Here is a 23,215-nt window from a genome sequence, read left to right as displayed (position 1 = left end):
CCTAAACGCCCTCCAACACCCCCGGAAAATGGCACGCCACGCGATGCCCCGGCGCCAGCTCCGCCAGCGCCGGCACCTCCGCCGCGCAGCGCGTCACCGCGCGCGGGCAGCGCGTGCGGAAGCGGCAGCCGCTCGGCGGGTCGGCCGGGCTCGGCACCTCCCCCTTCAGCACGATCCGCTGCCGCCGCGCCGCGCCCGGCTCCGCGACGGCCGATAGCAGCGCCTGGGTGTAGGGGTGCTGCGGCGCGCCGAAGATCGCCTCGCGCGGCGCTTCCTCCACCACCTGGCCAAGATACATCACCGCCACCCGCGGGGCCATGTGCCGCACCGCCGCCAGGTTGTGGCTGACGAAGAGGCAGGCCAGCCCCAGCCTCTCCTGCAATTCCCGCAGCAGGTTCAGCACCTGCGCCTGGATCGAGACATCGAGCGCGCTGGTCGGCTCGTCGCAGACCAGGAAGGCGGGCTCCGTTGCCAGCGCGCGGGCGATGGCGATGCGCTGGCGCTGCCCGCCGCTGAACTCATGCGGGTAGCGCGCCGCGTGTTCCGGCAGCAGCCCGACCAGGTCGAGCAGCGCAGAAACACGCGCCGCACGCGACGCACCATTCCCGATGCCATGCACCCGCAACGGCTCCGCCAGCAGCTGCGCCACGCTCATGCGCGGATTGAGGCTGCCGAAGGGGTCCTGGAACACCACCCCCATGTCGCGCCGCAGCGCGCGCATCGCGCGTTCGGGCAGATGCGTGATGTCGTTGCCGCGGAAGGCCAGCACGCCTCCATCCGGCTCGATCAGCCGCAGCACCAGCCGCGCCAGGGTGGACTTGCCGCAGCCGCTCTCGCCGACCAGCCCCAGCGTCTCCCCGGCCCCGATCGAGAGGTCCACGCCATCCACCGCCCGCACGCCGCCGGCGAAGGTCTTTCTCAGATCCCGCGCCACCAGCAGCGTCATGCGACGTGCTCCGCGCAGATGCAGGCGGCCGCGGTTCCGCCCGGCAGGGCGCGCAAGGCCGGCGCCGCTTCCGTGCAGGCGGGGATCGCATGCGGGCAGCGCGGCGCGAAGCGGCAGCCCGGCGGGAAATCAACCGGCGAGGGCACCACGCCCGCGATGGCCGGCAGCGTGCCGATCGGCCCCTCCAGCCGCGGAATCGCCGCCAGCAGCGCCTGGGTATAGGGGTGCCCCGGCTGCGCGAAGATCGCGCCTGCATCCCCGGTCTCCGCCACGCGCCCCGCATACATCACCACCACGCGCTCACAGATATCGGCCACCACGCCGAGGTCATGGGTGATGAGCAGCACCGCCATCCCGAATTCCCGGCGCAGCCCCCGCAGCAGGTCGAGGATGCCCGCCTGCACCGTCGCATCCAGCGCCGTCGTCGGCTCATCCGCCACCAGCAGGCGCGGCCGGCAGGCGAGCGCGATGGCGATCATCGCGCGCTGCCGCATGCCGCCGGAGAGCTGGTGCGGATACTCATCCACCCGCCGCTCCGCCGCCGCGATTTCCACGAGTTTCAGCAGCGAAACGGCTTCGTTGTGCGCGGCCCGGCGATCCAGGCCGCGGTGGTGGCGCAGCACCTCCGCGATCTGCTCGCCGACCGTCAGCACGGGGTTCAGCGAGGCCATGGGTTCCTGGAAGATCATCGCCATCCGCGCGCCCCGCATCTTCGCGAGGTCCCGCTCCGGCAGCGCGCTCACCGCCACATCCTCGAAGACGATCCGGCCAGCGGAAATCCGCCCGCCCGGCGGCAGCAGGCCCATCATGGCGAGCGCGGTCATCGACTTGCCGCTGCCGCTTTCCCCCACCACGCCCAGCACCTCGCCCGGCGCGATCTCGAAGGACACGCCATCCAGCACCTCGGTCTTCCCGAAGGCGACGGACAACCCCTCGACGCGCAGCAGCGCGCTCACCGGATCGCGGTCCTGAGCCGCGGGTCCAGCGCATCCCTCAGACCGTCTCCCATGAGGTTCAGCCCCAGCACCGTCATGGCGATGGCCACCCCCGGCACCAGGGAGATCCAGGGCGCTTCCTGGATGTAGTCGCGCCCATCCGCGATGATGCCGCCCAGCGTCGGCGTCGGCGGCGGCGGGCCGACGCCGAGGAAGCTCAGCACCGCCTCCGCCAGGATCGCCAATGCAAACACATAGGTCTGCTGCACCACCAGCGGCGCCATGGCGTTGGGCAGGATATGCCGCAGCAGCACGCGGGCGGGCGAGGCGCCGATGGCGCGGGCGCCCTCCACGAAGGGAAACTCCCGCACCACCATCACCCCCGCCCGCATCACCCGCGCCGTGCGCGGCGCATAGGCGATGGACAGCGCCAGGATGGCATTGACCTCCGACGGCCCCAGCGCCGCCGCCAGCGCGATCGCCAGCAGCACGGCGGGGAAGGCCATCAGCGCATCCATGAAGCGCATCAGCGGCCCGTCCAGCCGCTTCACGAAGCCCGCCAGCGCCCCGATCGCGCCCCCCACCAGCGCCGTCAGCGCCGCGACGCCGAGCCCGATGCGAAGCGACACCTGCGCGCCATGCAGCGTGCGCGAGAGGATGTCCCGCCCGAAGCGGTCCGTGCCGAGCCAGAAGGTCTCGTCCGGCGCGCGGAAGCGCGTGCGGAAATTGTTGCGGAAGGGATCGTGCGGCGCCAGCCACCAGGCGAAGACCGCGCAGAGCACGATGATCCCGAAGAGCAGCGCCCCCCAGCGGAAGGAGGGATGCGCGACCAGCCTGGCGAACGCGCCGGGTGCCTTACCGGCCATGCCGGATCCTCGGATCGAGCCAGGCGTAGAGAAGATCCACCGCCAGGTTGACGACGACGAAGATCGTCGCCGTCAGCAGCAGCCCGCCCTGGATCACCGGATAGTCCCGCCGCTGGATCGCGCCCACGATCAGACGGCCGACGCCGGGCAGGCTGAACACGCTCTCGATCACCACGGTCCCGCCCAGCAGCACCCCGCAGGCGATGCCCGCCACCGTCACCACGGGGATCAGCGCGTTGCGCAGCGCGTGCTTGCCGATCACCACCCAGCCCGGCATGCCCTTGGCGCGCGCGGTGCGGACATAATCCTGGCGCAGCACCTCCAGCATCGCCGCCCGCGTCATCCGCGCGAACAACCCGATCTGCGCCAGCGCGAGCGTCGCCGCCGGCAGCACCATCCCCCGTGCCCAGCCGATCGGGTCCTGCGCGAAGGGGACGTAGCCCCCCGTCGGCAGCCAGGCGAGTTGCACGGCAAACACATAGACGAAGACCAGCCCCAGCCAGAAATCCGGCACGGAGAAGCCGACCAGCGCCGCCCCCATCGCCGCGCGATCCGCGCCCTTCCCCGCCCGCACCGCCGCCAGCACGCCGAGCGCCGTGCCCGCCACCAGCGCGATGCCGAGCGCGAGGAAGGTCAGGGACAGCGTCACCGGCAACCGTTCCACGATCGCCGCGCCCACGCCCTGCCTCAGAAGAATACTCTCGCCGAGGTCGCCCCGCGCCAGCGCGCCATACCAGCCCACCAGCTGCTCGAACCACGGGCGGTTCAGGCCGAGCCGTTCGCGCAGCCGCGCCAGCTCCTCCGCCGTCGCCGTCGGCCCCGCCATCTCCGCCGCCACGTCGCCCGGCACGATCCAGACGATGGCGAAGGACATCAGCGAGACCAGCAGCAGGACCGGCAGCGCCGCCAGCACCCGCCGCAGCGCGTAGCGCAGCACCGGCTAGGCCAGGGAGATCCCCCACATGCGGGGGATCCGATAGGGCTTGTAGTCCCGCACGCTGGCGCGCGTGGCCTGCACGATGCCGACATCGCCGCATTTGATCGCGATGGCCTGGTCATACATCCGCGCCTGGAAGTCGCTGACCGCCTTCTTGCGGTCATCGGCCGAGAGCGAGGTGGTGAGGCGCCGCTGGCAATCCTCGATCACCTCGTCCCGCGCATGCTGCACCGGCGCGTGCCCGCTGAAGAAGCCGACCACGCCATAGGGGCCCTCATAGGGCTCGATCCCCAGCATCAGCGCCCAGAGGTGCCAGCCCGTGCGCTGCGTGCGCTGGCTGAACGCGGTCGGCCAGTCCGTGATCACGACGCGGACATTGATGCCGACGGCTTTCAGCTGCTCCGCCGCCGTCACGATCGTCGCCTGGTGGTTGGAGAAGCTGCTGTCGCCCAGCAGGATGATCTCCTCGTTGCGGTAGCCCGCCTCCCGCAGCAGCGCCCGCGCGCGATCCTTGTTGTTGATGTTGTAGAGCGGGCGGCCGACATCGCCGGCGAAGAACTCCGTCCCCGGATGCTGCCAGCCATGCGTCATGCGATACAGGCCATCGGTGGAGATCGCCATGATCTCCTCCAGGTCCAGCGCTGCCTGCAGCGCGCGGCGGAACACCGGATTGTCCATCGGCGGCATGACGTGGTTCAGCATGAGCGTCTGGAAGGACCAGGGCATCATCTCATGCATCGCCAGGTTGCGGTCGTTCCGCAGCCTCTGCGCCGCCGGCACCGCGATGGCTTCCAGGATCTGGATCTCGCCGGCCTGCAGCCCCGCCGTCCGCGCGCCGCCTTCCGGCACGAAGCGGATCATCAGGTTCTCGACATTCGCGACCTTGCGGCCCGCAAACCCGTCCATGCCCGGGTAGGCGGTGTTCTGCACGTAGTCGCCGAAGCGCGTGAGGCGCACATGGCTGTCCGGGCGGTATTCGACGAAGCGGAAGGGCCCGGTGCCGATCACCTCGATGCGCGACGCATCCTTGCCCGCCTCCTCCTCCGGGATGATGGCGCAGGGCGCGCGGGGTGAGGAGATGCCGGCGATGAAGCCCGGGCTCGGCTCCTTCAGCCGTACCACCACGGTCCTCGCATCCGGCGTGTCGATCGCCTCCACCGGCTGCATGATGAAGGCCGATCCGCCGACGCGCCCATAGCGCAACAGCGACGCCTTCACATCCGCGCTCGTCATGCGCTTGCCATTGTGGAAGCGCGCATCGCGGAGCGCGAAGCGATAGGTCAGCCCATCGGCGGCAACATCGACGCCCTCCGCCAGGTCGGGCTTCGGGTTGCCGGCCTCGTCCCGCGCGAAGAGCGTCTCATAGACATGCAGGTTGATGTTGCGGCTGGCCTGCGCCGTCGTCACCTGCGCATCGAGCGAGGGCGGCTGCGCCTGCTGCGCCATCACCACGGTGCCGCGCGCCCCCTGGGCGATCGCAGGTTGCGCGAGAGGAGTTGCCATCGCGGCAAGACCCAGTTGACGCCTCGTCAGCATGGACGGACCCCTCTCCCATCTTGTGGCGGGGATGCTAGCCTTCGCCTGCGGCGGGGTTCAATCCACCGCGTTGAGGAGCGCGCGATAAATGTCGGCCAGGCCTTCCTTCGCGGTGAGTCCCGTCGTCGCCGAGGTCGATTTCGCCGCCAGGGGCCGCCAGGCCGGCCATCTCCGCGTGCCGCAATCCCGCGACGACAGCGGCTGGGGCACCATCCCCGTCCCCATCGTCGTCGTCGCCAATGGCAGCGGCCCCACCATGCTGCTCACCGCCGGCAATCATGGCGACGAATACGAAGGCCAGGTCGCGCTGCTCGACCTCGCGCGCACGCTGAAGCCCGAGCAGGTGCAGGGCCGCGTCATCATCATCCCCGCCATGCACTACCCCGCCTGCGCGGCGGGCAAGCGGCTCTCGCCGCTCGATGGCCGGGACTTCAACCGCTGCTTCCCCGGCGATCCCTTCGGCGGCTTCGCGCTGAGCCTGGCGCATTACATCGACAGCGTGCTGCTGCCGCTCTGCGACTACCAGCAGGATCTGCACTCCGGCGGCACCGGCATGGACATCGTCGCCAGCACCGCCGGCCATGTGCTCGACGACGCCGACCTGCAAAGACGCACCCTGGCCATGGCAGACGCCTTCAACGCGCCCGTCACCATGCTGCTGCGGGAGGTGAATGCCGGCCCCACGCTGCTGGCGCAGGCAGAGGCGCGCGGCGTCGTCGCACTCTCCTCCGAACTCGGCGGCGGCGGACGCCTCAACCCCGCCAACCTCGCCATCACGAAGCGCGGCGTGGCGAATCTGCTGCGCCATGCCGGCATCCTGGAGGGCAGACCCGAGATCACGACGCCGTCGCGGCGCATGACGGTGCCGGACCTCGCCCACTACGTCTTCGCCCCCTGCGACGGCATCTGGGAAGCCGCGGACATGCTCGGCAGCACTGTCGAGGCCGGCGCGCAAGCCGGCCTGCTGCACCGCATCGAGGATCCTTCCGCCCCCGCCATCCCGCTTTCCTACGCCGCGACCGGCCTGCTCTGGTGCGTGCGCCATGCCGGGCGCGTGAAGGTGGGGGACCCGGTGGCCGTCATCGCCCGCGACCTGTAGGCTTCACCCGAACCCGGAGGAGGGCTCGATCATGTCCGCCATCATCGAACGCCTGAGCGACAGCGCGGCCGAGGCCGCGGAATGGGAACTGCGCTGCGACATGGCCGCCGTCTTCCGCGTGGCCGCGCGGGAAGGCTGGAACGAGCAGATCGGCAACCACAATTCCCTCATGCTGCCGGGCGAGGGCCCGCCCCGCTTCCTCATCAACCCGCGCGGCTACCTGTTCCAGGAACTCAAGGCCAGCGACCTCATCGTCTGCGACCTCGACGGCAAGGTGCTCCAGGGCACGGGCGAACTCCGGAAAGTCGCCTTCCACATCCATGCGCGCATTCATCTGCTGAACCCGCGCGCGGCCTGCGTGGTGCATGTGCATCCCCGCTGGCTGACGGCGCTGTCCCTGCTGCGGGATACCGAACTCCAGCTCAGCCACCACAACAACCTGCTGCTGAACGACCGCGTGGTCTATGACCACGAAGGCGACGAGCCCGTGCACCACAATGAGGAAGGCGACCGCATCGCGCGCTGCCTCGGCGACAAGTCGGTGATGGTGATGCGCGGCCATGGCGTGACGGTCGTGGGCCCCACGGTGCATGACGCCTTCGACGAATGCTTCATCGCGGAACGCACCGCCATGTACCAGATGACGGCGATGTCCACCGGGCGCGCGATGCACGCGCTGCCCGAGAGGCTCCGCCGCAACCACCTCGGCCCCTGGGGCGAGAAGATCGACGCGCGACTGCACCTGAACGCCTGGCGCCGGGTGCTGGACCGCGAGGAACCCGACTACCGCACATGAAAGACGTGTCCATGCCGAAGACCACCCGCCGCGCCCTCCTCGGCGCGGCGCTTGCCATGCCTGCCATCGCTCAGGCTCAATCCGCCTGGGCGCCCGCGCGCCCCGTCCGCCTGGTGCTGCCCTTCGCCCCGGGCGGGCTGACGGACATCCTGGCCCGCGCCGCGGCCGACCAGCTCTCCGCCCGCTGGGGCCAGCCCGTGGTGGTGGAGAACCGCGCCGGCGCCGGCGGCAACCTGGCCGCCGAGGCCGTGGCCCGCGCCGCCCCGGATGGCCACACCCTGCTGGTCGCGACCCAGGGCATCATCGCCATCAACAAGGTGCTGTTCGAACGGCTGAGCTACGACCCCGACACGGATTTCGTCCCCCTCGCCATGCTGGCGGAGCAGCCGAACCTGCTGGTGGTCTCGCCCCGCGCGCTGCCGGATGTGACGGATGTGGCCTCCCTGGTGGCGAAGCTGCGCGCCACGCCGGACGGCATGCCCTATGGATCGAATGGTGTCGGCAGCTTCACCCATCTCTCGATGGAATTGCTGCGCGCCACGCTGAACGTGCCGATGACCCACGTCCCCTATCGCGGCAGCGCGCCGCTGCTGACGGACATGGTCGCCGGCACCATCCCCGTGGCGCTGGACGGCCTCGCCACCTCCAAGCCGCAGGTCAGCGCGGGCGGCGCGCTGCGCGCCATCGGCGTGACCAGCGCGCGGCGCTTCCGCGCCATGCCGGATGTGCCCGCCATCGCGGAGACGGTGCCGGGCTTCGATGCGAGCCCCTGGTACGGCGTCTTCGGCCATGCCGGCACGCCGGAGCCCATCCAGGCCGGGCTGGAAGCCGCCTTCCGCGCGGTGCTGGAAGGCCCCGCCTGGGCCGCCGTGCTGGCGCAGCGGGAAGCCGATGCCATGCCCCAGGGCCGCGCCGCCCTGGCCACGCTGATGCAGCGTGAACGCCAGACCTGGCGCGAGGCCGTCCGCCGCTCCGGCGCCCGCGCCGAGTGATTTTTTCGTCCATGATCGCCTGGGCTTCGCCCGGGCCTTCCGCGGGCAGCGCCGCCGCCGCCAAGGCGCGGCTGCTGCTGCTGGACAGCCTCGGCTGCGCGCTGGCGGGGCTGCGGCATCCCCGCGTCACCGCCTTCGCGCAGGCCATGCGGCACGCCTTCCCCGGCGATGTGGCGCTGGCCGGCACCCGCCTGGCGCCCGGCGCCGCCGCCGCGGTGCTGGCCGCCGCCACCTGCTGGGACGAGGCGAATGAGGGCCTGGCCAGCGCCCATGGCCGCCCGGCGCTGCCCGTGGCGCCGCTCGCCCTGGTGGCGCGCGCGCGGGGCGGCGACCCCGCCCAGGCGCTCGCGGCCTTCGCGCTGGGCTATGAGGTCGCGGCGCGGGCCGGCCAGGCCTGGCGCATCCGGCCGGGGATGCATGTGGACGGGTCCTGGCACAGCCTCGGCGCCGCCGCCTGCGCCGCCGCGCTGGCGGGGCTGGACGCGGAGGGCATCGGCCGCGCGGTCCGCCTGGCCTCCTGCCAGATCCCCTTCTCCCTCTACGCCCCCATCGCCGCCGGGATGGATGGCCGCAACAGCTACGCCAGCCACGCCGCCCTGCTGGGCAGCCTGGCCGCCGCCGGCGCCGCCGCCGGGATGGACGCGCCGGAAGGCGGCTTCGCGGAGGGTCGCCGCATCGCGCTGGGGCATGAAACCCCGGCCGACGTCACGCCGCCCGGGGAATGGCTGCTGGAGGCCGCCTACCTGAAACCCTTCGCCGGGGTGCGGCACGCGCATTACGGGGCGGCGGCGGCCATCGAGTTGCGCGGGCGCGGCGTGGCCCCCGCCGGCCGCATCACCCTCTCCACCTATGCCGAGGCCCTTCGCTACGCCGGCAACCGCGCGCCCACCGCCGCCATCGCCGCGCAGTTCAGCCTCACCTGGGCCGTCGCCTGTGCGCTCCTCCAGGGCGATCTCGGCCCCGCCGCCTATACGGACGAAGCCCTGGCCGATCCGGACCTCCGCGCCCTCGAAGCCGCCATCGAGCTGCGGGAGGACACGGCCCTGACCGCCGCGGGCCGGCGCGGCGCGACGCTGACCATCGGCGAGCACAGCGCCACCATCACCGGCGTCACCGGCGACCCCGACCGCCCCATGCCCGAAGCCGAGGCGGTCGCGAAGTTCAGGCGCTTCGCCGCCCCGACCCTCGGCGAGGCGGGGACCACCGCCGCCATCGCCGCCCTGCTCCACGACCAGCCGGCCAAGGATCTCTTCGGGTGACCACGCCCCTCGATACCGACATCCTGATCGCCGGCGCCGGCCCGGTCGGCCTGACCCTGGCCCTCGCCCTGCACCAGCGCGGCATCGCCGTGCGGGTGCTGGAGAAGCGGGAGGGGCTCTCCACCGCCTCCCGCGCCTCCACCTTCCACCCGCCGACGCTCGATGCCCTGCACAGCCTCGGCGTGCTGAAGCCGCTGCTGCCCGGCGGCGTGCGGATCGACCGCATCCTGTGGCGGCGCGTCGATGACGGCACCGCCGCCACCATCGACCTCGGCATCCTGGCCGCCGAAACGGGCTTCCCCCATCGCTGGCACCGCGAACAGCAGGACGTCACCCCCGCCCTGCTCGCCGCGCTTCCCCCCGGCACCGTCCGCTTCAACGCCGGCGCGGCGGCGCTGTCCCAGGATTCCGTCGGTGTCACCGTCACCGCCGCCGACGGCACGACCCACCGCGCCCGCTACGCCATCGGCTGCGACGGCGCCGGCGGCGCGATGCGGGCGCTGGCCGGGATCCCCGCCGAGACCAACGACTACGCCCATCGCGTGCTCCGCCTGCTGACGCCGCTGGACCTGCGCGACCACATCCCGGGCCTCGATGGCCTCGGCTACCTCTATGACCCGACCGGCTCCTGCTCCCTGCTCCGCATGCCCAAGGTCTGGCGCCTGATCTTCCGCGTGGCGCCGGAGATGAGCGATGACGCCGCCCTGGCGGAAGACCATGCCCGCGCCCGCATCGCCCGCTTCCTGCCGACGCTCCGCGACCTGCCCATCGAGGGGCGCGACGTCTATGGCGTGAAGCGCGCCATGGCGCTCTCCTACCAGGCCGGCCGCGTGCTGCTGGCCGGCGATGCCGCGCACCTCACCAACACCCGCGGCGGCATGAACATGAATGCCGGCATCCATGATGCCATGACCCTGGCCGCGACGCTGGATGCCGTGCTCCGCGGCGCCCCCGATGCCCTGCTGCAATCCTGGGCGGAGGCACGGCTCCGCACCGTCCGTGACGCGCTCCTGCCCCGCACCGATGCCCGCGTGGCCGCCAGCCCCGCCGAGGAAGTGGCCCGCATGGCCGCCCTGACACCAGCGGAAGCCCTGACCTGGGCGCGGGAGGCCAGCATGCTCGACATCGCCAAGGTAGGGGCGCCCGCATGACCCACCCGCCCCGTGCCTGGCACCCGACGCACCGGGTCGCCCTCGTCACCCCCTCCGCCAACCCCGCGGTGGAGCATGAGACGCGCCACCTGCTGGCTCCCCAGGCCGCGCTGCACGTCACCCGCATGCCGGTGATGCCCGGCACCACCCTCGAACAGCGCAACGCCGCCTATCTGGAGGCGCTGGACCGCTCGCTCGACGGCTTCGGCGCCCTCGCCATGGATGCCGCCATCTACGGCATCACCGGCCCCAGCTACGCCCTGCCTCCGGCGGAGGACGCCGCCATGCAGGACCGCGTCTCCGCCGCCCTCGGCCGCCCGATGGTGCTCGCCGCCCGCGGCCTGGCGGAGGCGCTGGCCGCGCTCGGCCGCCCCAGGCTCCTCCTCTTCTCCCCCTATCCCGGCTGGCTGACGGAGCGCGCGGAGCGCTACTGGCGCGCCGCCGGGCTCGACCTGGTCGAGAGCTTCAAGGTGAGCGAGACCTTCCGCGCCTATGAGCTGACGCCGGAGGAGGTGGCCGACGGCCTGGCGAAGCTCAGCCCGCCCGCCGATTGCGCCGTGCTCCTCTCCGGCACCGGGATGCCCACGCTCGATGCCATGGCATGGATGCGGGAGAGGCTGGGCGTGCCCCTCCTCTCCTCCAACCTGGCCAGCGCCTGGGCGGTCTCGCAGCGCCTCGGCCTGCCGCCGGGCCCGGCGCTCACGGCCTGCAACCCGGAGCTGGCGGCCATGCTGGGGGGATGACGCGGCCGGCAAAGCCGGCCGAGGCCGCGAATGCGGCCCGCCGGTCGTCCGGCGAGCCAAGGCCGCGGATGCGGCCGCCCGTCACGCCGCAGGCGTGCTTTCGGCACGACACCTGAGGGCACAAAAACAAGACGCCCGGCGGGCTCAGGGCCTGCCGGGCGTCCGGTATCCATCGCAGGTCCGCGGGGTGGCTATTTCGTGCGGGCCTTCCGCGCGGCGTAGCGGGCGTCGCGCTTCGCCTTCTGCTCGGCGGCCAGCGCCAGGGCCCGGGCCTTCTTCTCGGCATCCAGGATGGCGGCGCGGTTGGCGGCGTCGATCTCGGCGGCGCGGGCGCGCATCGCCTCCTCGGCGGCGCGGCGCTCCTCCTCGCGCCTTGCGGCGGCGGCGGCGGCTTCGGCGGCGGCCTTCTCGGCGGCGATCCGGGCGGCCTCGGCGGCCTTGGCGGCGGCGCGTTCGGCCTGGCGCTGGGCCCGGGCCTCCGCGATCGCCTTCTGCTCAGCCATCTTCTGCTGGACGGCCGGATCGTCGAGGCGGCTCTTCAGCGCCTGGAACTTCTCGGCTGCCTTCTTACGGGCCTCTTCCGCCGCGTTGCGACGGTCATTGAAATCAAACAGCTTGCGTGCCTGCATGCTGGCTATCTACTCCGCCCCCGGCCAACGGCCAAGGGGTGGGGCCGTGCGTGGGATGCAACCCTCGCCTGCTTTTGTGCTGCCCGCCCGCCGGCAAGCCAACGGAAGGCCCCCAACGGAAACCCCCCAACGGGGACAGCCCCCAACGAAAAACGCCGGGGGCTGCCCCCCGGCGTTCCTCAAGCCGTCCCGATGGGCCGGGCGTTCAGCCCAGGCGCTCGCCGTGCAGCGTCACGTCCAGGCCCTCGCGCTCCTCCTCCTCGGTGACGCGGAGGCCGACGACGGCATCCACCACCTTGAGCAGGATGTAGGTCACCACCGCGGTGAAGACGAAGACCGCCGCCACCGCATAGACCTGCGTCAGGAACTGGGACAGCGACGCGCCGTAGCCTTCCGGCGTGGACGTCGTGGCCGAGAGCGGGCCATAGGCGAAGAGGCCCGTCAGCAGCGCGCCGGTGATGCCGCAGATGCCGTGCACGCCGAAGGCGTCCAGGCTGTCGTCATAGCCGCACCAGTGCTTGAGCGCCGTCGCGCCCCAGAAGCCCGCCAGGCCGGCCACGATGCCGATCACCAGCGCGGAGCCCGGCAGGACGAAGCCCGCCGCCGGGGTGATGGCGACCAGGCCCGCCACCGCGCCGGAGATCGCGCCGAGCACCGAGGGCTTGCCCTTCGTGGCCCATTCCGCGATCAGCCAGGCCAGCACCGCGCCGGCGGCCGCGATCTGCGTCACCAGCATGGCCATGCCCGCACGGGCGCCGGCGCCCACCGCGGAACCCGCGTTGAAGCCGAACCAGCCCACCCACAGCAGGCTCGCGCCGATCACGGCGAAGGCCAGGTTGTGCGGGGACATGTTGTCCGTCCCGTAGCCGACCCGCTTGCCGAGCACGATCGCCGCCACCAGGCCGGCCACGCCGGCATTGATGTGCACGACGGTGCCGCCCGCGAAGTCCAGCGCGCCGAGGGCGAAGATCCAGCCATTCGGGTGCCAGACCCAGTGCGCCACCGGGGAATAGACCAGCAGCGTCCACAGCGCCGTGAACAGCATCAGGGCCGAGAACTTCATGCGGTCCGCCACCGCGCCCGTGATCAGGGCGGCGGTGATGATCGCGAAGGTCATCTGGAACATCGCGAAGACGCTTTCCGGGATCGTCGTCGCCACCGCGCCGTCGCCCGAGCCCAGCGTGAAGGGCTTGTCCCAGCCCTCGGCCATGCCGCCCATCAGCAGGCGCGACACGTCACCGATATAGGCATTGCCCTCGCCGAAGGCGAGGCTGTAGCCGATCACCATCCACAGCACCGCCACCAGCGCGGTGACGGCGAAGGACTGCATCATGGTCGCCAGCACGTTCTTCTTGCGGACCATGCCCGCATAGAACAGTGCCAGGCCGGGCACGGTCATCATCAGCACGATCGCCGTGCTGGTCAGCATCCACGCGGTGTCGCCCGTGTCGATCTTCGCGTCTTCCGCGAAGGCCGGCGCAGCCGCGAGCATCGCCGGCAGCGCCATGGCCGCGGCGCGCGCAAGCATCCTCATTCCCCCAATCCCCGTCATCGGTGTTGAACCCTGGTGCTGCATGGTCACAGCGCCTGGTCGTCGGTCTCGCCCGTGCGGATGCGCAGCGCGCGCTCCACATCCAGGACGAAGATCTTGCCGTCGCCGATCTTGCCGGTGCGCGCGGCACCCGCGATCGCCTCGACCACCGCGTCCACCATCTCGGCGGGCACGGCCACTTCGATCTTGAGCTTCGGCAGGAAGCTCACATGGTACTCGGCACCGCGGTAGATCTCGGTCTGGCCCTTCTGCCGGCCGAACCCCTTCACCTCGGTCACCGTCAGCCCCTGCACGCCGAGCGGGGTGAGCGCGTCGCGCACCTCGTCCAGCTTGAAGGGCTTGATGATCGCCATCACCAGCTTCATCGCGCCGTAGATCCCCTTCCCAAGGCCTATGCCGGAAGGACCAATCCAAGGACCGTGCCACCCGCGCGCAACACCGTTGCAGGCGGGACTCACTCACCTGACGGTTGCGATGCTGCATCGCGGCATGCGCGCGCAGCCTATTTCGTGGGCAATTGCCTGTTTCGTGACAGACCCTTGCCGAACCGCGATTCCAGGCCGACTCTCCCCCCATGAGCCAGCCGAATTCCCGCGACATCCCCTCCCTTGACGTCACCGTCGCCATCGTCGGCGCCGGCCCCGTGGGCGCCACCCTCGCCGCCACCCTCGCCGCCGCCGGCATCCCCACCGCCGTGCTGGACCAGGCGCCCCTGCCCCCCATGGAACTCCCGGATTTCGATGGCCGCGCCTACGCCATCGCGCTGACCAGCCAGCGCCTCCTCGCCGCCGCCGGCATCTGGGACCGCCTGCCGGGCGACCCCCAGCCCATCCGCCACATCCGCGTGGCCGATGGCCGCCCCGGCCACCGCCCCTCCTCCCTCAAGCTCGACTTCAACGCGGCCGAGGTGACGGAACCCGGGGCCGACACGCCCTTCGGCTGGATGGTGGAAGCCCGCGCGCTGCGCGTCGCCCTCAATGCCCGCCTGCCCCACCTGCCCAACCTGCACGTCTTCACCCCGGCCGAGGCCGCGGTCACCCGCACTCCCGAAGCCGCCACGCTCCGCCTCACCAGGGGGGAGCACGCCGGCACCACCATCACCGCCCGCCTGGTGGTGGCCGCCGAGGGCCGGAACTCCCCCCTCCGCCAGCAGGCCGGCATCACCGTCGCCCGCCACGATTACGGCCAGACCGGCATGGTCGGCGCCTTCGCGCATGAGAAGCCGCACCACGGCACGGCGCTGGAGATGTTTCTGCCCAACGGCCCCTTCGCCCAGCTTCCCCTGGCCGGGCCGGGCAATTTCGGCACCGCCGAATTCCCCCATGCCAGCGCCTTCGTCTGGGCCGATCGCCGGGACCTGTCGGCCCGCTTCCTGGCCATGGACGATGCCGCCTTCGGGCGTGAGCTGAGCCGGCGCCTCGGCGACCACCTCGGCCGCATCCGGCCCATCGGCCGCCGCTGGTCCTACCCGCTTACCGCCCTCTGGGCCTCCCGCCAGGTGGATACCCGCCTGGCGCTGGTGGGGGACGCCGCCCACGGCATCCACCCCGTCGCCGGCCAGGGCCTCAACCTCGGCTTCCGGGACGTGGCCGCCCTGGCGGAAGCGATCATCGAGGCCGTCGCCGCCAACGAGGACCCCGGCAGCGCCGCCGTCCTGGCCCGCTACGACCGCCGCGCCCGCCCTGATGCCGGCCTGATGCTGGCCGCCTGCCACGGACTGGAGAAACTCTTCGGCAACGACCTGCCGCCGGTGCGCCTGGCGCGGCGGCTCGGCATCGCGCTGGTGGACCGCATGCCGCGCCTGAAGCGCGCCTTCGCGGAACGCGCCATGGGGATGGGTCCGGGGACCACGGGGCTGCTCGGCGGACAGGGGCTGCTGACGCCGCGGTAGCGCAGCCGCAGGGGGACCCCTGCCCCCCGCACCCCCCCGGCCGGGGCCGGAGGCGATCCTCGGCCGCCGGCATGAAGAAATTATTGTATACTATTTATGGAAACCCCGTGACGGCGGGCGCGTTGCGCAGCGCTGATGGGACGGGGGAACGACACCAGCATGCAACCGACCGCCGCCGCATCGCTCAACCCGATCGACGCCGCCGGCCTCTCCCTGGTGCAGGCCCTCTCCGGCCGGTCGGAGATCTTCGACTGGGCCCTCCGCTTCCTGCTGACGGTGGACCTCGCCAAGCTCGGCGTGCCCGTGCTCTGCGCCGTCTATGCCTGGCTGTCGCGCAAGCCCGGCGAAGCCCCGGCCGATCGCTCCCGCCGCGTGATCGGCAGCTTCGCGGGCGTCGTCCTCACCATCGCCTTCGGCCGCTTCATCCAGGACAGCATGCCGCCCCGGGACCGGCCGCGGCTGACCCTGCCGCCGGACCTCTTCCCCCAATCCGTCGCCCTGCCCACGCTCGGCGAATGGTCCTCCTTCCCCTCGGACCACGCGGTGCTGGCCGCCGCCCTCGCCACCGCCGCCTGGGCGCTCGACCGGCGGATTGGCCTGGTCGCCGCCCTCTGGGCCGCCCTCGTCGTCTGCTTCCCCCGCCTCTATTTCGGCTTCCACTACCTGACGGACCTGCTGGCGGGCGCCGCCCTCGGCGTGGCACTGACGCGCCTCATCATGGCCCTGCCCTGGCCGCAGGCCTCGATCCGCCTGCATGAAAGGCTGCGGCGCCACGCCCCGGTGGCCCTCTCCCTCGCCGTCTTCCTCGTGGCCTATGAATTCATCACCCTCTTCGCCACCACCCGCCGCGTGCTGGGCGCGGTCAAGGATGTGATGCACGCGCTGGGCTGACCCGCCAGCCGCCGGCACCCTTGAAGCGGCCCGGCCCGGCGGCCATCTCCGCCCCATCGATCCGGGCCCCTCTGGCGCGCCCCTTCCGCCGCAAGCGGGACAGGGCCGCGCGATGTCGGATCACCACCTCGTGCCCCCGGCCCCGGCCGGGGGGCCACGACCTGGGAAACTGCCCTGGGGGCCCGAACCGTGACCGCCATCGCGACCACCATGTCCACCCTCCGCCTCGCCCGGGTGCTGCGCCCGGCCGGCCTCCTGCTCCTGCTCATCGGCATCGCGGGCTACGCCCTGCCCGCCGGCCCGGTGCACTGGACGGCGCTGATCCCCGCCATGCTGGGCGGCCTGGCCCTCGCCGCCGCCCGCCTCCGCCACCCCTACGCCGCCGCGGGCCTCGGCGCCCTCGTCTGCCTCATCGCCCTGATGGGCGGCGGCTCCGCCCTGCCGCAGCTGCCGGCGGTCCTGGCCGGGGAAGCGGGGCCCGCCACCGCCTCCCGCGCCGCCACCGCCCTGGTCGCGCTGCTGACGCTGGCCGGCCTCGCCCTCGCCCTCCGCCGGGGCCGGGGCGCCGATGGCCAGGGGGCGCGCTGACATGATCGAAGCCCTTTTCGCCTGGTTCGTCGCCACCTTCCTGCTCGGCCCCCTGCAATCCGGCCTGGCCAGCGCCCTCGATGCCGGCCGCGCCCCGGCCGCCGTGGTGGAACAGGTGACGCGCTGCGCCACCGACGCCGCGCCCCGCCTGGTGGACCGCGCCATGGAAGACCCCTGGTGGGCCGTCTCCACCGCCATCGGCGCCAGCATCGGCACGGTGGCGCCTGATGCCGTGCTGCGGGACGCCGCACCGGGATGCGAGGCGGCGATCGCGGCGGCACGGCCATTCCTGAACCGGGGATGACAGAAGCAGGGAGGGCGCTGCCCTCCCCGCACCCCACCCGCCAGGGGCGAACCGCCCCTGGACCGTCTCGAATGGATGGACGGCACCCACCCGCGCGGGCACCCTCCGGCGCATGACACTCGAACAATTCATCGCCAAATGGCAGGCCAATACGCGCAACGAACGCGCGGCCTATGTCGAACACTTCAACGACCTCTGCCGCCTGCTGAATGAGCCCACCCCCAACGAGGCCGACCCCGAGGGCCGCCACTACGCCTTCGAGAAGGGCGCCCTGAAGACCGCCGGCACGCGGGGCTTCGCCGATGTCTGGAAACGCGGCCACTTCGCCATGGAATACAAGGGCCGCGGCGCCGACCTCCGCCCGGCCTTCGACCAGCTGCAGCGCTACACGCTGAGCCTCGACAACCCGCCGCTGCTCGCCGCCTGCAACTTCGACAAGATCGCCATCCGCACCGCCTGGACCAACTACCGCAGCGAGATCCACGAGATCCCGCTCGACGCGATGCGGGACCCGCGGGAACTGCGGAAGCTGAAATGGCTGCTCTCCGACCCCGAGCGCCTGCGCCCCGGCCAGACCCGCGAAGCCCTGACGGCCGAGGCCGCGGCCGATTTCGTGGACCTCGCCCGCCGGCTGCGCGCCCGCGGCCACGACCCCTTCGCGGTCGCCCACTTCATCAACCGCATCGTCTTCTGCCTCTTCGCCGACAAGGCCGGGCTGCTGCCCGCCGGGCTGATCGGGAAGATGCTCGCCACCTCCCACCGTTCCCCCGACCGCTTCCCGAAACTGGCCGGCCAGCTCTTCGCCGCCATGCGCACGGGCGGCGAGGTCGGCATGGACGCCATCGAATGGTTCAATGGCGGCCTCTTCGACAGCGACGCCGCCCTGCCGCTCACCGCCCAGGATATCCGCACGCTCCAGGCCGCCGCGGAGCGCGACTGGGCGGATATCGAGCCCTCGATCTTCGGCACCCTCTTCGAACGCGGCCTGGACCCGGAGAAGGAGAAGCAGATCGGCGCCCACTACACCGACGCCGCCAAGATCGCCCTCATCATCGAACCCTGCATCCAGCGTCCGCTCCGCGCCGAATGGCAGGCCGCCCGGATGCGCATCGCGGGCTTGATGGAGGAAGCGGCCGCGCTGGAAGCCGTGGATGCCGGCGCCGCCGCCGCCGCGCTGGCCGCCCGGCAGGAATCCCGGGGCGTGCTGCCGGCGAAGCAGCGCGCCGCGCTGACCAAGGCGGCCGGCGCCCGCAAGGCGCAGGCGACGGCCAAGCGGACGGAGGCCGCGCAGGCGCTGGAAGCCCACCTCGCCCGGCTCCGCGCCTTCCGGGTGCTGGACCCCGCCTGCGGCAGCGGCAACTTTTTGTATGTTTCGCTGATGGCGCTGAAGGACCTGGAACGCCAGGCCCTCGTGGAGGCCGAGGCGCTGGGCCTGCCGCCCCAGCCCGCCCGCATCGGGCCGGAGGTGGTGCGCGGCATCGAACTCAACGCCTTCGCCGCCGAACTGGCCCGCGTCTCCGTCTGGATCGGCGCCATCCAATGGACCCAGCGCCACGGCTACCAGGTTTCCGATAATCCCATCCTCAAGCCGCTGGAGACGATCGAGCACCGCGACGCCCTGCTGGATGAGGAGGGGAAACCCGCGGAATGGCCGAAGGCGGACGCCATCGTGGGGAATCCACCGTTTCTGGGTGGCAAGCGTCTGCGGACGGAATTGGGCGATGCCAATGTGGACGCCCTGTTTGCCGCCTATCGCGGGCGGGTGCCGCCCGAGGCGGACCTTGTCTGCTACTGGTTCGAGAAATCCCGTGAATCCATCGAGAAGGGCTGGGCCAGTTGCGCCGGGCTAGTCACGACCAACAGCATCCGGGGCGGTGCCAACCGACGCGTGATGGATCGGATTCGCGAAACGGGGGCTATCACCGACGCACACTCAGATGAGTCGTGGTCGGTTGAAGGCGCTGCGGTTCGCGTTTCTCTCGTTTGCTTCACCGGCTCAACGAACGCGCCCGCGCATTTGGATGGGAAGGCTGTCGCTGAGATTTTCTCGGACCTGACGGCAAGTGTTGGGCTTGATTTGACGCGCGCAGTCGGGCTTACGGCAAATACCGGCGTTGCATTCATGGGCGTTACGCCGGCTGGCAGCTTCGACATTCCTGGGCTGCTCGCACGCTCGATGCTCGAGCAACCTCGAAACCCTGGCGGGCGACTAAACTCAGAGGTCGTCAAGCCATACCTCAACGCCTTGGACGTCACTCGCAGAAACCGCGATGTTTGGACTATTGATTTCGGATACGAAAAAACCGAATCTGACGCCCAGCAATATATATTGCCGTTTTCACATGTGAAGCGGACTGTGTTTGCACTTCGCCAAGATAATGCGCGGCAATCCTACAAAAATTACTGGTGGCGCTACGCAGAACCGCGCGTCAACCTCCGGCGTGCCATCGAAACTATGGATCGCTTCATGGTAACACCGATGGTCTCTCGCTACAGGATTTTTACTTGGGTTCACAAGCCCGCTATTCCAGCAAATCTTCTGAATGTTATCGCGCGCGACGACGACACCACCTTCGGCATCCTCCACAGCCGCTTTCATGAATCCTGGTCGCTCCGCCTCGGCACCTGGCTCGGCGTGGGCAATGACCCCCGCTACACCCCCACCACCACCTTCGAAACCTTCCCCTTCCCCGAGGGCCTGACCCCCGACCTCCCCGCCGCCGGCTACGCCGCCGACCCCCGCGCCATCGCCATCGCCGAGGCCGCGAAGGCCCTGGTGGAGGCGCGCGACGCCTGGCTCAACCCGCCGGAATGGGTGGAGCGCGTGCCGGAAGTGGTGCCCGGCTACCCCGACCGCCTGATCCCCCGCCCCGGCCATGAACGGGACCTCCGCGCCCGCACCCTCACGAACCTCTACAACACGCGCGGCACGCCGGAGGGCGCCTGGCTCGATACCCTCCATGCCCGCCTCGATGCCGCCGTCGCCCAGGCCTATGGCTGGCCGGCCGACATCACGGAGGAAGACGCCCTCGCCCGCCTCCTCGCCCTCAACCAGGCCCGCGCACCCCGCTGAATCCCCTCGCCTTCGGGACGCGTTCCTGATATGTTCCGGACACGCCCGCCCCACAGGCGCTGGCGGCTCCTTGAACCTGTCCATCCGCCCGACCTCCCTTGCCGCCCGTGCAGGGGGAATTTGTCCCAAAGGGCACCGCGGAATCGGTGCTAAAAGCACTAAATCGGCTAAATCGGCTTAAGCCGCTGTATTCCTCAATCCTCAGTACCCGGCGGGCGCGTGATACGCGCGAAACCGCGCCGGCCTTGGCCCCGCGCCCCGTCCTGGCATCATGGCCCTCCCGACCGGAGGAATCGCCCATGCGCCGCGCGCCCCTCATCGCCCTGATGCTCCTCGCCGCCGCCCCCCAGGCCGGCGCCGCCGGCCTCTCGGTCGGCCATGAATGGCTGGACAGCGGCGCCTCGCTCCAGGCCTGCATGAACCGCGCGACCCAGGCCGTCCGCCAGGTCGGCCTGCAGCTCATGGACCCCACCAGCCGCGCCGTCTGGGCGGAGAACCGGGCCCAGGACCAGCTCTACGTCTTCTACTGCATCCCGGAACGCAACGTCGTGACCGTCACCGGCACCGCCTCGCGGTTCGAGGATGTGGACCCCGTCGTCACCCAGCTGCGGGACGCCTTCCGCAACGGCGGCCGCGCCGGCGCCACCGTCACCCCGGGCCCGCTGCGGAAGCAGTAGGGCCGCGCCGCGCCGGCGGGTCGCGCGACAGGCCCTTGGCCGCCAGCGCCTGCTCATAGGCCGCCCAGCGGGCCTCGCGCTCCTCCACCAGGGCGCGCAGGTAGTCCCAGCTGTAGATGCCGGTGTCGTGCAGGTCGTCGAAGACCAGCCGCACGCCGTAATGGCCGACCGGCTCCACCCGCATGATGCCGACATGCCGGCGCCCGGGCACGATCACCCGCTGCCCCGGCCCATGCCCCTGCACCTCGGCCGAGGGGCTTTCGACGCGCAGATACTCCGCCTCCAGCGCCGCCCGGGTCCCGTCATCCCAGGCCAGCTCCAGCCGCTTCTCCGCCCGGTTCAGCCGTATCTCCGTGAGCTTCGCCACGGCACCCGGCCTTTCAGCCGATCTTCCGCGCCTCGTCCGGCAGCATGATGGGGATGCCGTCCCGCACGGGATAGGCGAGGCCCGCCTTCTCGCTCACCAGCTCCCCCGCCTCCCGGTCATAGCGCAGCGGTCCCTTGGTGACCGGGCAGACCAGGATCTCCAGCAGCCGCGGGTCCACCGCGCCGGCGCTCGTCTCGCTCATCGTCAGGCTCCGTCAGAGGACCGCCGGTTTAGCTTGGCCGCCCCTCCGGCGCCATGCCATGGCCATGCGCGTCCATCTGCATCAGCGCCACCAGCATGCTGGCGCGCTCCTCCGGCCCGCGGGCTTCCAGCAGGGCCTGCTTCTCCCGCGCATCGAAGGGGCAGACCATGCAGAGCGTCGTCACCAGCATGGCGTCGCTGGTGTTCTCCACCGCGTCCCAGTTCGCCTCGATCCCCCGCGCCTTGAAGTAGGGCCGCAGCGCGCCGACCAGCGCCTCCCGGTCGATCCGCGGCTTCTGCCCCACCATCAGGTCCGGCGCGTAGTCGCCGTATTCGACGCGCGCGCGCCGGTAGCCGCGGCGCAGCGCCACCTCCTCCACCACCCGGTAGCGGATCACGCCCGTCAGCGTGATCAGGTAGCGCCCGTCATCCGTCTCGGCGAAGGAGGACAGCCGGCCGAGGCAGCCGACCCGGTAGATCTGGCTGCCGATCTCCGTCCGCGGCAGGCCGGGGTCCGGCATCACCATGCCGAACATCCGCCCCGCGGCCAGGCTGTCCTCCACCATGGCCAGGTAGCGCGGCTCGAAGATGTTGAGCGGCAGCCGCCCTTCCGGCAGCAGCAGCGCGCCGGAAAGGGGGAAGATCGGGATCTCCCCGGGCAACTCGTCGAAGGCGGGATGGAAGGGGGGCATCGGTTCCGTTTCCGCCGCCGGGCCTCAGTCGCCCGGCGGTCATTGTGGCGCCGCCTGTCACCCATGGCCCCCGGGACAGGGGGGCCGCGATGGTCAGCGGAACAGTAGGGTGGAGAGCTTCCGCCGTCCCGCAAGGGTCGCGGGGTCCGTGAAGCCCCACGCCTCGAAGAACTTCAGCAGCTGCTTGCGCGCCGCCTCCTCGTTCCACGCCTTGTCGCGCTTGATCGCCTCGATCAGCGCGTCCACCGCCTCGGCCCGCTTGTCCATCGCGTTCAGCGCGACCGCCAGGTCGATCCGCGCCGCGTGGTCGTCCGGGTCCGCCGCCAGGCGCCGCTCGAACTCGCCGAGCTTCTCCCGCGCGCGGCGGCCTTCCGCCGCCAGCTCGAGGGCGGAGCGGATGGAGGCGATCTCGGCATGGTCGCGGATCTTGGCCGGGACCTGGTCGATCACCTCCTGCGCCTGCTCCTCCTCCCCCAGCGCCACCAGGCAGCGGGCCATGCCGGCCAGCGCCTCGGCATTCTCGGGCTCCTGCTCGGCCAGGGCCGCGAAGAGCTCCACCGCCGCGGCATGGTCACCACTCTCGACCGCCGCCTTGGCCTCCGCCAGCAGGTCGGCCGCCGGGCTCTGGCTGCCGCCCATCTTGAGGAGGTTGTCGATGAACTTCTTCACCTCCCCTTCCGGCAGCGCGCCCTGGAAGAGGTCGGCGATCTGGCCCTGCACGAAGCCGACCACCGTCGGCACCGATTGCAGCGGCAGCCCCATCTGCGCCAGCTGCTGGACCAGCTGGCGGTTCTTGTCGATGTCGATCTTGACCAGCTTGACCCGGCCCTGCGCGGCGCGGACCACCTTCTCCAGCGTCGGCGTCAGCGTCTTGCAGGGGCCGCACCAGGTGGCCCAGAAGTCCACCAGCACCGGCGTCTCGCGGCTGGCCTCGACCACATCGGCCATGAAGGTGCGCTGGTCGCCGTCCTTGATCACGTCGGCCCCGGCAGCTCCTCCGGGCGCCGTCTGGCGGGTCGGGTCGAAGATCACGTCCATGGCAAGCTTTTCCTCGGTCCAGCCGCATCAGGATGTGCGGCGCGGGGGTGTT

At 71.4% G+C, this 23,215-nt stretch carries 24 protein-coding genes; 12 read left to right on the top strand and 12 right to left on the bottom strand.

Annotated features, from left to right (window positions below):
* Nucleotide 1: 1 nt before the first annotated feature.
* The 5 genes from JJI54_RS07815 to JJI54_RS07795 are packed head-to-tail and all read right to left on the bottom strand — an operon-like array spanning nucleotide 2 to nucleotide 5,187.
* Complete coding sequence (locus tag JJI54_RS07815; RefSeq protein WP_318987462.1) at nucleotides 2-946, bottom strand: ABC transporter ATP-binding protein; 945 nt, start codon at nucleotides 944-946, stop codon at nucleotides 2-4.
* Nucleotides 943-1,902, bottom strand: a complete 960-nt coding sequence (locus tag JJI54_RS07810; RefSeq protein WP_203072410.1) for an ABC transporter ATP-binding protein — start codon at nucleotides 1,900-1,902, stop codon at nucleotides 943-945. The genes JJI54_RS07815 and JJI54_RS07810 overlap by 4 nt, the downstream gene beginning before the upstream one ends.
* Nucleotides 1,899-2,747, bottom strand: a complete 849-nt coding sequence (locus JJI54_RS07805) for an ABC transporter permease (RefSeq protein ID WP_203072409.1) — start codon at nucleotides 2,745-2,747, stop codon at nucleotides 1,899-1,901. The genes JJI54_RS07810 and JJI54_RS07805 overlap by 4 nt, the downstream gene beginning before the upstream one ends.
* The gene (locus JJI54_RS07800) at nucleotides 2,737-3,684 is read right to left on the bottom strand and encodes an ABC transporter permease (RefSeq protein ID WP_203072408.1); all 948 of its coding nucleotides are present in this window, start codon (nucleotides 3,682-3,684) and stop codon (nucleotides 2,737-2,739) included. Before JJI54_RS07800 ends, JJI54_RS07805 begins: the two co-directional genes overlap by 11 nt.
* 3 nt (nucleotides 3,685-3,687) lie before the next feature.
* Nucleotides 3,688-5,187: an ABC transporter substrate-binding protein gene (locus JJI54_RS07795; RefSeq protein ID WP_226381557.1), complete on the bottom strand. Its 1,500-nt coding sequence runs from the start codon at nucleotides 5,185-5,187 to the stop codon at nucleotides 3,688-3,690.
* Nucleotides 5,188-5,308: 121 nt separating this feature from the next.
* Here JJI54_RS07795 and JJI54_RS07790 point away from each other — a divergent pair, with 121 nt between their 5' ends.
* Genes JJI54_RS07790 through JJI54_RS07765 form a run of 6 tightly spaced genes read left to right on the top strand, consistent with a single transcriptional unit; the run spans nucleotide 5,309 to nucleotide 11,260 of the window.
* Entirely contained in the window at nucleotides 5,309-6,319 is a 1,011-nt protein-coding gene (locus tag JJI54_RS07790; protein WP_203072406.1) for a succinylglutamate desuccinylase/aspartoacylase family protein, read from the top strand.
* Between the two features lie 31 nt (nucleotides 6,320-6,350).
* The gene (locus JJI54_RS07785; protein ID WP_203072405.1) at nucleotides 6,351-7,115 is read left to right on the top strand and encodes a class II aldolase/adducin family protein; all 765 of its coding nucleotides are present in this window, start codon (nucleotides 6,351-6,353) and stop codon (nucleotides 7,113-7,115) included.
* A gap of 11 nt (nucleotides 7,116-7,126) precedes the next feature.
* Nucleotides 7,127-8,107 (top strand): Bug family tripartite tricarboxylate transporter substrate binding protein, encoded by a 981-nt coding sequence (locus tag JJI54_RS07780; protein WP_203072404.1) that lies wholly within the window; start codon nucleotides 7,127-7,129, stop codon nucleotides 8,105-8,107.
* An 11-nt stretch (nucleotides 8,108-8,118) separates the two neighbouring features.
* Complete coding sequence (locus JJI54_RS07775; protein WP_203072403.1) at nucleotides 8,119-9,366, top strand: MmgE/PrpD family protein; 1,248 nt, start codon at nucleotides 8,119-8,121, stop codon at nucleotides 9,364-9,366.
* The gene (locus JJI54_RS07770) at nucleotides 9,363-10,517 is read left to right on the top strand and encodes an FAD-dependent oxidoreductase (protein ID WP_203072402.1); all 1,155 of its coding nucleotides are present in this window, start codon (nucleotides 9,363-9,365) and stop codon (nucleotides 10,515-10,517) included. The genes JJI54_RS07775 and JJI54_RS07770 overlap by 4 nt, the downstream gene beginning before the upstream one ends.
* Nucleotides 10,514-11,260 (top strand): maleate cis-trans isomerase family protein, encoded by a 747-nt coding sequence (locus JJI54_RS07765; RefSeq protein WP_203072401.1) that lies wholly within the window; start codon nucleotides 10,514-10,516, stop codon nucleotides 11,258-11,260. The genes JJI54_RS07770 and JJI54_RS07765 overlap by 4 nt, the downstream gene beginning before the upstream one ends.
* A 191-nt stretch (nucleotides 11,261-11,451) precedes the next feature.
* Here JJI54_RS07765 and JJI54_RS07760 read toward each other — a convergent pair whose 3' ends face one another.
* From JJI54_RS07760 to JJI54_RS07750, 3 genes are all read right to left on the bottom strand, one after another.
* Complete coding sequence (locus tag JJI54_RS07760) at nucleotides 11,452-11,889, bottom strand: DUF6481 family protein (protein WP_164698040.1); 438 nt, start codon at nucleotides 11,887-11,889, stop codon at nucleotides 11,452-11,454.
* 205 nt (nucleotides 11,890-12,094) lie between these two features.
* Nucleotides 12,095-13,423: an ammonium transporter gene (locus tag JJI54_RS07755; RefSeq protein ID WP_203072400.1), complete on the bottom strand. Its 1,329-nt coding sequence runs from the start codon at nucleotides 13,421-13,423 to the stop codon at nucleotides 12,095-12,097.
* 44 nt (nucleotides 13,424-13,467) lie between these two features.
* The gene (locus JJI54_RS07750) at nucleotides 13,468-13,806 is read right to left on the bottom strand and encodes a P-II family nitrogen regulator (protein WP_092961646.1); all 339 of its coding nucleotides are present in this window, start codon (nucleotides 13,804-13,806) and stop codon (nucleotides 13,468-13,470) included.
* Nucleotides 13,807-14,015: 209 nt separating this feature from the next.
* Here JJI54_RS07750 and JJI54_RS07745 point away from each other — a divergent pair, with 209 nt between their 5' ends.
* The 6 genes from JJI54_RS07745 (at nucleotide 14,016) to JJI54_RS07720 (ending at nucleotide 20,865) form a co-directional block, all read left to right on the top strand.
* Nucleotides 14,016-15,332, top strand: a complete 1,317-nt coding sequence (locus tag JJI54_RS07745) for an FAD-dependent monooxygenase (RefSeq protein ID WP_203072399.1) — start codon at nucleotides 14,016-14,018, stop codon at nucleotides 15,330-15,332.
* 159 nt (nucleotides 15,333-15,491) lie between these two features.
* A complete protein-coding gene (locus JJI54_RS07740; protein WP_203072398.1) occupies nucleotides 15,492-16,223 on the top strand; it encodes a phosphatase PAP2 family protein in 732 nt (243 codons plus the stop codon).
* A gap of 189 nt (nucleotides 16,224-16,412) precedes the next feature.
* Complete coding sequence (locus JJI54_RS07735) at nucleotides 16,413-16,811, top strand: hypothetical protein (RefSeq protein ID WP_203072397.1); 399 nt, start codon at nucleotides 16,413-16,415, stop codon at nucleotides 16,809-16,811.
* Nucleotide 16,812: 1 nt separating this feature from the next.
* Entirely contained in the window at nucleotides 16,813-17,115 is a 303-nt protein-coding gene (locus JJI54_RS07730; RefSeq protein ID WP_203072396.1) for a hypothetical protein, read from the top strand.
* Nucleotides 17,116-17,227: 112 nt separating this feature from the next.
* Complete coding sequence (locus JJI54_RS07725) at nucleotides 17,228-20,188, top strand: class I SAM-dependent DNA methyltransferase (protein WP_203072395.1); 2,961 nt, start codon at nucleotides 17,228-17,230, stop codon at nucleotides 20,186-20,188.
* Between the two features lie 299 nt (nucleotides 20,189-20,487).
* A complete protein-coding gene (locus JJI54_RS07720; RefSeq protein WP_203072394.1) occupies nucleotides 20,488-20,865 on the top strand; it encodes a hypothetical protein in 378 nt (125 codons plus the stop codon).
* Here the strand turns inward: JJI54_RS07720 and JJI54_RS07715 are convergent.
* From JJI54_RS07715 to JJI54_RS07700, 4 genes are all read right to left on the bottom strand, one after another.
* Complete coding sequence (locus tag JJI54_RS07715; RefSeq protein WP_203072393.1) at nucleotides 20,837-21,232, bottom strand: gamma-butyrobetaine hydroxylase-like domain-containing protein; 396 nt, start codon at nucleotides 21,230-21,232, stop codon at nucleotides 20,837-20,839. The two genes, JJI54_RS07720 and JJI54_RS07715, sit on opposite strands and share 29 nt — an antisense overlap.
* Nucleotides 21,233-21,245: 13 nt before the next feature.
* Nucleotides 21,246-21,434, bottom strand: a complete 189-nt coding sequence (locus tag JJI54_RS07710; RefSeq protein ID WP_203072392.1) for a Trm112 family protein — start codon at nucleotides 21,432-21,434, stop codon at nucleotides 21,246-21,248.
* A 28-nt stretch (nucleotides 21,435-21,462) separates the two neighbouring features.
* Complete coding sequence (locus JJI54_RS07705) at nucleotides 21,463-22,125, bottom strand: LON peptidase substrate-binding domain-containing protein (protein ID WP_203072391.1); 663 nt, start codon at nucleotides 22,123-22,125, stop codon at nucleotides 21,463-21,465.
* A gap of 93 nt (nucleotides 22,126-22,218) precedes the next feature.
* Complete coding sequence (locus JJI54_RS07700; RefSeq protein ID WP_203072390.1) at nucleotides 22,219-23,163, bottom strand: thioredoxin family protein; 945 nt, start codon at nucleotides 23,161-23,163, stop codon at nucleotides 22,219-22,221.
* Between the last annotated feature and the right edge of the window lie 52 nt (nucleotides 23,164-23,215).

Origin of the sequence: Falsiroseomonas ponticola (assembly GCF_016805305.1) — a bacterium.
GTDB classification, from domain to species: Bacteria; Pseudomonadota; Alphaproteobacteria; order Acetobacterales; family Acetobacteraceae; genus Falsiroseomonas; species Falsiroseomonas ponticola.
This window is presented reverse-complemented; position numbering and strand designations above follow the sequence as displayed.

Excerpts from the sequence above, each read along its gene's own strand:
- JJI54_RS07760 (WP_164698040.1), bottom strand. The coding sequence starts at position 11,889 with ATGCAGGCACGCAAGCTGTTTGATTTCAATGACCGTCGCAACGCGGCG.
- JJI54_RS07755 (WP_203072400.1), bottom strand. The coding sequence starts at position 13,423 with ATGAGGATGCTTGCGCGCGCCGCGGCCATGGCGCTGCCGGCGATGCTC.
- JJI54_RS07700 (WP_203072390.1), bottom strand. The coding sequence starts at position 23,163 with ATGGACGTGATCTTCGACCCGACCCGCCAGACGGCGCCCGGAGGAGCT.
- JJI54_RS07740 (WP_203072398.1), top strand. The coding sequence starts at position 15,492 with ATGCAACCGACCGCCGCCGCATCGCTCAACCCGATCGACGCCGCCGGC.
- JJI54_RS07805 (WP_203072409.1), bottom strand. The coding sequence starts at position 2,747 with ATGGCCGGTAAGGCACCCGGCGCGTTCGCCAGGCTGGTCGCGCATCCC.
- JJI54_RS07795 (WP_226381557.1), bottom strand. The coding sequence starts at position 5,187 with ATGGCAACTCCTCTCGCGCAACCTGCGATCGCCCAGGGGGCGCGCGGC.
- JJI54_RS07710 (WP_203072392.1), bottom strand. The coding sequence starts at position 21,434 with ATGAGCGAGACGAGCGCCGGCGCGGTGGACCCGCGGCTGCTGGAGATC.
- JJI54_RS07750 (WP_092961646.1), bottom strand. The coding sequence starts at position 13,806 with ATGAAGCTGGTGATGGCGATCATCAAGCCCTTCAAGCTGGACGAGGTG.
- JJI54_RS07730 (WP_203072396.1), top strand. The coding sequence starts at position 16,813 with ATGATCGAAGCCCTTTTCGCCTGGTTCGTCGCCACCTTCCTGCTCGGC.
- JJI54_RS07815 (WP_318987462.1), bottom strand. The coding sequence starts at position 946 with ATGACGCTGCTGGTGGCGCGGGATCTGAGAAAGACCTTCGCCGGCGGC.
- JJI54_RS07745 (WP_203072399.1), top strand. The coding sequence starts at position 14,016 with ATGAGCCAGCCGAATTCCCGCGACATCCCCTCCCTTGACGTCACCGTC.
- JJI54_RS07725 (WP_203072395.1), top strand. The coding sequence starts at position 17,228 with ATGACACTCGAACAATTCATCGCCAAATGGCAGGCCAATACGCGCAAC.
- JJI54_RS07775 (WP_203072403.1), top strand. The coding sequence starts at position 8,119 with ATGATCGCCTGGGCTTCGCCCGGGCCTTCCGCGGGCAGCGCCGCCGCC.
- JJI54_RS07785 (WP_203072405.1), top strand. The coding sequence starts at position 6,351 with ATGTCCGCCATCATCGAACGCCTGAGCGACAGCGCGGCCGAGGCCGCG.
- JJI54_RS07780 (WP_203072404.1), top strand. The coding sequence starts at position 7,127 with ATGCCGAAGACCACCCGCCGCGCCCTCCTCGGCGCGGCGCTTGCCATG.
- JJI54_RS07720 (WP_203072394.1), top strand. The coding sequence starts at position 20,488 with ATGCGCCGCGCGCCCCTCATCGCCCTGATGCTCCTCGCCGCCGCCCCC.
- JJI54_RS07765 (WP_203072401.1), top strand. The coding sequence starts at position 10,514 with ATGACCCACCCGCCCCGTGCCTGGCACCCGACGCACCGGGTCGCCCTC.
- JJI54_RS07790 (WP_203072406.1), top strand. The coding sequence starts at position 5,309 with ATGTCGGCCAGGCCTTCCTTCGCGGTGAGTCCCGTCGTCGCCGAGGTC.
- JJI54_RS07705 (WP_203072391.1), bottom strand. The coding sequence starts at position 22,125 with ATGCCCCCCTTCCATCCCGCCTTCGACGAGTTGCCCGGGGAGATCCCG.